The sequence below is a fragment of the Pseudoalteromonas sp. TAE79 genome, from assembly GCF_000498015.1.
Classification (GTDB): domain Bacteria; phylum Pseudomonadota; class Gammaproteobacteria; order Enterobacterales; family Alteromonadaceae; genus Pseudoalteromonas.
Genome location: NZ_AUTL01000035.1, coordinates 1 through 6787, shown reverse-complemented (window position 1 = coordinate 6787; position 6787 = coordinate 1). Strand labels below are relative to the sequence as shown.

The 6787-nt window shown below is 38.8% G+C and carries 4 protein-coding genes and 1 pseudogene; 1 reads left to right on the top strand and 4 read right to left on the bottom strand.

Features of this window, described 5'->3' with window-relative positions; genetic code table 11:
* Positions 1-80: 80 nt before the first annotated feature.
* From L655_RS01000000124835 to dinG, 4 genes and pseudogenes are all read right to left on the bottom strand, one after another.
* Positions 81-527, bottom strand: a pseudogene (locus L655_RS01000000124835) (histone deacetylase); the annotation flags it as partial.
* Between the two features lie 13 nt (positions 528-540).
* Positions 541-1149 (bottom strand): primosomal replication protein, encoded by a 609-nt coding sequence (locus tag L655_RS0101005; protein WP_024603797.1) that lies wholly within the window; start codon positions 1147-1149, stop codon positions 541-543.
* A 1-nt stretch (position 1150) separates the two neighbouring features.
* Entirely contained in the window at positions 1151-1927 is a 777-nt protein-coding gene (locus tag L655_RS0101000) for a TSUP family transporter (RefSeq protein ID WP_024599782.1), read from the bottom strand.
* Positions 1927-4002 (bottom strand): ATP-dependent DNA helicase DinG, encoded by a 2076-nt coding sequence (gene dinG / locus L655_RS0100995; RefSeq protein WP_024603796.1) that lies wholly within the window; start codon positions 4000-4002, stop codon positions 1927-1929. The genes L655_RS0101000 and dinG overlap by 1 nt, the downstream gene beginning before the upstream one ends.
* A gap of 60 nt (positions 4003-4062) precedes the next feature.
* On the opposite strand from dinG, the gene L655_RS0100990 reads away from it, so the two are divergent.
* Positions 4063-6408, top strand: coding sequence for a DNA polymerase II (locus L655_RS0100990; protein ID WP_024603795.1), 2346 nt, complete (start codon positions 4063-4065; stop codon positions 6406-6408).
* Positions 6409-6787: the final 379 nt, after the last annotated feature.

Genomic DNA, 6787 nt, shown 5'->3' with positions numbered 1-6787 from the left:
ATTCTACAAAAGAATTCGGATTCTTACATACCTAGAAGATCGTTCAAGTGCTATTAACTATTTCTTAAATGATCGGCATTAGTGTCGGCTTGCTCTGTATTTATTAAATGTGCTGCTGCAATAGCTAAATCATTAAAAATGCAAAAGCCACTGCCAAAATCGCTATAGGCATGATGATAACCACCGCTTAAATTGAAGGTTAGATCGTGACTAAAAGCCGCTTCAGCAGCTTGAATACTCCCGCCAATTGATAAAAGAGTACGCTCTACAAGTTGTTGCGAATAGGGAAATCACATCTTTTTAATTGCTTTATCGCTTAGCGTTCCATTTAAAAAATCATCTATATAACGTTGGCTGTGACATAGCGCAAGTTGAGATGCGGTTGCTTTTTTAGGATCTTTAAAGTGAATAGCCGAAACACCCAGATTTTCTATTTCGGTTTTAAGTAACTTATACTTTTGAATAGGGAATCGATGACGTTCTGGGAGTATAAGGTCTGAATACAATGGATGATAATAAAGCTGCATAGTAAAGTGCGCCTTAACGCAGCTGCTGTTTTTCTACTTGTTGTATTTTGTCTTCGGTGGCAGAAATTGCTTTTCTGCAGCGACCTAATCGAGCGTGTGTGCTTAATATTTCAAGGTTAAGTTTTTGTGCTTTAGCTGGCGAGGCTTTATCCATTTGCATCTTACGTTCTTCAATCATGAGTACTAAACGGCGTTCAAACTCATGGTTTTGTTTTAATTCGCCGTAAAGCTCATGCGATGATTGCATTATTTTTTGTACAGCGTGCTTATAAACAGTTTGCTTAGGGCGAGGTTTATAATGGCTTTTGTTTTCTTTAATCCAAATAGGCGTTGATTTAATAACATTGAATACAGCTTGTACCTGAGCTCCTATACGTTCAAGCGCGTAGGTATAAGCATGGCGATGCTCACTTGGCGGTAATCGTGACACTTCGTCTTCTATTTCTATTACGTAATCGACTAGGTTCATGCTTTTTGTACTAAAAACGGCGCGGTCAAACAAGCTAGGTTGTGCTTGCATGTAACGATTTTTAGAAAAAAGTTTAGCTTTATCAAATTGCTCAGCTTGTTGTTTTAGCGTTGCAACTTGTTGGCGTAGTTTATCTAAAGCTGTAGGGTGCATATTAAAAGTAAGCCTCATAAATTAGCTTTAATGCTAAAAGTATAACCATAGTATTAAATACAGGGCGAATAAATTTGCTACCAAACCGTATTGCTGAATGCGCTCCAATCCATGCACCAAGCATAATAAAAAAGCCCATAGTAATGCCAAGTAAAAAGTTTACATGTCCGAGTGCTACAAAGGTAATGAGCGATATAAAGTTAGAAACAAAGTTCATTGAACGCGCTAGGCCACAGTTGAGTAGCAGGTTCATTTTATAAAGCATGCCATTAGAAGCAGTCCAAAAAGTACCCGTACCTGGGCCTGCTAAACCATCAAAAAAGCCTAATGCTAAACCCTGTAGCCATTGTTTTATTTTCATCGCTTTGTTGAGTTTAGGCAGTTCATCGCCTTCTGTGGTACTTAAATTACCAAATAAGCTATAGGCGGCAACTAAAATAATAATAATGGGTAGTAGTTTGTTTAAAAAATCGATACTTAAATGATCAACAATAACAGTACCTATCAATGCACCTATTGCAGTAGCTATGATGGAGGCTGCCCAAAATTTCGGGCTAAATAAATTCTTTTTATAGTACGTATAACTAGCTGTTAAGGAGCCAAAACTAGCCGCGAGTTTATTGGTGCCTAATGTTAAATGTGGAGGTAAGCCTGCAGTTAATAAAGCGGGCACAGTTAACATGCCACCGCCACCGGCGATAGCGTCTATAAAACCTGCGGCAAGTGCAACAGCACATAAAACAGCCCAGGTTGTTGGATCGAGTGCGAGTTCAAACATTAATAATCTATTTGTCTTTTAAAAGGTGGTAGGGTGTCGAGCATGGCTTTACCGTATCGCTTAGTAACTAAGCGTCTATCGAGAATAGTAATACAGCCTTCATCACTCTCTTTTCGCAGCAGTCTACCACAGCTTTGCACCAATTTCTTTGCGGCGTCTGGTACGGTAATCGTTAAAAACGGGTTACCACCTTTGCTTTGTACAAATTCTGCTTGCGCTTCTTCTATTGGCGAAGTAGGTACAGCAAACGGAATTTTAGTAATTATTAGGTTCTCTAAATATTTACCAGGTAAATCAAGACCTTCCGAAAGGCTCTGGGTTCCAAATAAAATACTGCCTTTGCCTTCGTCTACATTTTTAGTGTGTAATTTAAGCAACGCTTCTCGCGACATCTCACCTTGTACTAATAAGTTAAAACCTTTTGTTCTAAGAAACTTTGTTACGTGGTCCATTTGCCAGTAAGAAGCGAATAGTACAAGGTTCGCTTTTTTATCATTTAGGTACTCTGGTAAAGTTTTAGCTAGGTGATCACTAAAGTCTTTATCGGTAGGTTCTACTTTAGATACCGGAATACGTAAAGTGGCTTGTTTTGGGTAATCAAAAGGAGAAGGTACTTTAATAAATTTAACGCCTTCTTCTTTAGCAAGTCCTGTTTCGTAAGCAAAGTGATCAAATGAGCCCAGTGCACTTAATGTAGCAGAGCACAAAACAGCGCCCGCGCATTCGCGCCATAATTTATCTTTTAAGTAATAACCGACCTCGATAGGGCAGTCGCTTAATAAGTGATCGTGATGGCTTTTATATTCAAGGCGCTTTATCCATCGTGCATGAGGAGCACCTTCGCCTTTTTTTGCATAACTAAACCATAGTTTGTTTAGTTGTTCTAAGCGGTTTATGTATTGACCGCTTTCGCCTAGTATTGGGTCGGCAACGTAAGGTTTTATGTCGCCATCGCTAACATCTTGGGTAAGGGTGTCGTGCATTTTGTTTAAACAGCGCAGCGCATCTTGCGTGGCTTCGCTTATATCTTTTGCTTTACTGTGCAGCGATTCTGGAATTTCACCGTGTTCAAAGCGATAAGTATCGTCTTTTGAGTATTCAAAGTCGGCATTATCAAGAATATCGCGAACTACTTTTAAATCTTTATTCGCGTCATTAATACTGTCGCAAAGTTTAAAGTTTTGCCCTATTGCTTTTTGCCCCACTAAAACCTTCGCCATTTTCCCGCTAAACTTGGTGAGCTTATCAAGCCACTCTATTGTGCCTTTAATTGTTGCAGCAGCCGATGAAAAGTCGCGTGTTATATGTGCTAAGTGATGCGCTTCATCAATAACGTAAATAGTGTTGTCGGGCTCTGGTAAAATTTTACCACCGCCTAAGTCTAAATCAGCAAGTAATAAAGAGTGATTAATTACCAGCACATCCATTTGCATTAATTGATTACGCGCAAGCTGAAACGGGCACGTTTGGTGTGCTTTCATTTGGCGTTGGCACGAATGTTTATCGCAGGCTATTAAATTCCATACTCTGTCGGGTACGGTATCGGACCAGCTGTCTCTATCGCCTTGCCATTTTTTATTTACATAAGCGTTATATAACTCATTCAAGCACTTGGTTTCCATTGCGCTCAATGGTGAAGTAAGCGTTGGCATAAAGTCCATTTGTGTTTGGCTATCGCCGTTTACAGCATTATGTAATTTGTGGGCACAAATATAACGATGGCGACCTTTTACTAAATCAAATTTAAAATCGAGGCCTGAATGCTTTTTAAAAAATGGCAGTTCTTTTGCTATTAATTGTTCTTGCAGTGCAACGGTTGCGGTAGAAATAACTAACTTCTTTTTTTGCGCTAAGGCAAGAGGCAACGCGCCTAAACAATAGGCAAGAGACTTACCGGTACCAGTGCCTGCTTCAATTACGCAAATGCGCTGCTTTTTATGGTATTCGCCAGCAAGTGTTTTTGCTATTTCGGCTACAAGATAATTTTGACTGCTACGAGGGCGATAATCTTTTAGGTTACTAGCCACATGCTGGTGTACTTGCCTAATTGTTTTTTTTAGTGAGTCAGAAAGCATGGGATGATTTACCTAAAGTATGTATATAATTACAGTGTATATATTAAGTGGGATCGAACATTGACACAAGCAATCTATCAGGGCTTTATTTTATCAAGGCAACAATACAGCGCTAAAAATACGCAAGGTATTACTTTGTGCTATTGGCTAAGCTCTGAACATGGCCCACTTAAAGTTATTATTGAAAACCAGCAGGCAGTGTTTTTCATCCCATTGTCAGCGCAACATACTGCAAATACTTTACTCGCACAGGCAAATATAAAAGCGCAGTTTAATAAGGTTGAGTTGTGCCATTTTGGTGGCAGCGAATGTGTGGCTTGTTACTTCAACGACATACATAGTTTATATACTACGCGAACTCTACTAGAACAAGCAATGCCAATTTATGAGGCCGATGTACGCCACAGCGACCGCTTTTTAATGGAGCGCTTTATTAAAGGAGGTGTGTGGGTAACGGGTAACGCTAAAGCTCAAAACGGCTTTATTGAAATTAGTGACGCAAAGTTAAAAGCAAACAAAGATTACACGCCAACGCTTACGTCTGTTTCTTTGGATATAGAATGCAATGGCGACGGGGTGTTATTTAGTGTAGCACTTGTGGGAAATGGCTTAGATTGTGTATTGATGATAGGGGAGCCGCAGCAAAGTGATTCGACATTTGAAATAGACTGGTGCTATGACGAAATAAACTTACTAACCAAGTTACAGCACTACATTATAAATAACGATCCTGATGTTATTGTTGGTTGGAATGTCATTGATTTTGACTTTAGTTTATTGCAAGAACGCGCAGAGGCCTTAGGGCTTGCCCTTAACTTTGGCCGAGATAATCAACCGTTATATATTAATAAAGGCCATTACACCCGATTGACTCTTCCAGGGCGGTGCGTCATTGATGGCATTGATACATTAAAAAATGCCACTTACCGATTTGATAGCTTTTCATTAGCTAATGTTGCAGAGCGGGTACTCAATGAATCAAAGTTAATAAAAACCGATAACCGATTAACTGAAATTGTTCGTCAATTTAACGAAGATAAGCTTTCTCTAGCTGCTTATAACCGCCAAGATTGTATTTTGGTTAATCAAATTTTCGAAAAATTAAAGTTATTTGAATTTGCCATAGTCAGAACCCAAATAACAGGGCTCGAACTGGAACGCATGGGTGGCTCGGTTGCCGCATTTACAAACTTATACTTACCGTTATTACACCGCAGTGGTTATGTTGCCCCCAATTTAGGCGATCATGGCCTCTCATTTGAGAGCCCAGGTGGCTATGTGATGGAGTCGACCCCAGGGCTGTATAAAAACGTTTTGGTATTGGATTTCAAAAGCTTATACCCTTCAATTATGCGTACGTTTTGTATTGACCCGCTAGGTTTAATCGCAGGGTTAAATGCACCAGAGCATGCGGTTGAAGGATTTAATCAGGCGTTATTCTCAAGAACGCAGCACCATCTCCCCAAATTAATTGCCCACCTCACCCAAACACGGCAAGAGGCAAAAGACACTAATCAACCTATGCTCTCGCAAGCGATTAAAATTATTATGAATAGTTTATATGGCGTACTCGGCTCTAAGGGTTGTCGGTTTTACGACCCCCGTTTATCGAGTTCTATCACGTTACGTGGCCATGAGATAATGCAAACAACCCGTAAATGGATAGAAGCGCAAGGCTTTGAGGTGATATATGGTGATACCGACTCTACGTTTGTAAAACTTTGTGAAGATAAAAGCCCTGAGCAATGCAACGAAATTGGCTGCCAACTTGTTCATCATATTAATACCATGTGGCAAGCTGATTTAAAACAACGCTATGATTTACAAAGTTATTTAGAAATTGAATTTGAAACTCATTACAGTCCGTTTTTTATGCCAACTATACGAGGTAAAAAAACAGGCTCTAAAAAGCGGTATGTAGGGCAAGTAACCAAAAATAATGAAAAAAAACTGGTATTTAAAGGTATGGAAACGGTACGTAGTGATTGGACTGAATTTGCACAAGAATTTCAAACCGAATTATTTGAGACGTTATTTACTGACAACTTCGAAATACAACAACTGCACGATATTATAAATAGCTACACTCAAAAACTTTATAATGGTGAGTTCGACCGTAAATTAGTATATAGAAAGCGGTTAGGGCAGCACCTTAACGATTACATCAAAAATATTCCTCCTCATGTTCAAGCTGTTAAAAAATATAAAGCGAATCATCCTGAGTTTGAAATAAAACGTGGGCAGGTGATTGAATATGTTTACGCAGTAACCGGCGCTGAACTTTATAACGGTAAAAACACTCTGAACTACCCACTGTACATTCAAAGACAGCTCGACCCTGTTGCGCAAATGATATTAAGCGCATTAAACACAACATCTGAATCTACACAAGCCTCGTTGTTTTAGCTTAACTATGAGCTTAAAAAGTCTTTTATAGTTAATTATTCGCCTATAAACTTCAAAGGTGAATAAAAAATTTAAAGGTAAATTAACAATTGTGGCCTTGGTTACAATTTTATCTAAAAAGAATACAAAGCGTAATTTAAAAAATCATTTATTTAAACTCATAAGAATCAATTGGTTACCATGATGTTGTTTTTAATTCTCAAGTTTGTTTCTAAATCGTATCCATAAATTAATTTAAAAAACTAATAAAATACCGCCAAAAATGATAATGAAAAGTCATGCAAAGTGCTTTTAAAGTTAATTTAATGTTGACCGCACGGCTAGCGCATTTTAATCCCAGACTCTAACAGGGTTGAGCGGTAATCATCGTCTAGCCCTG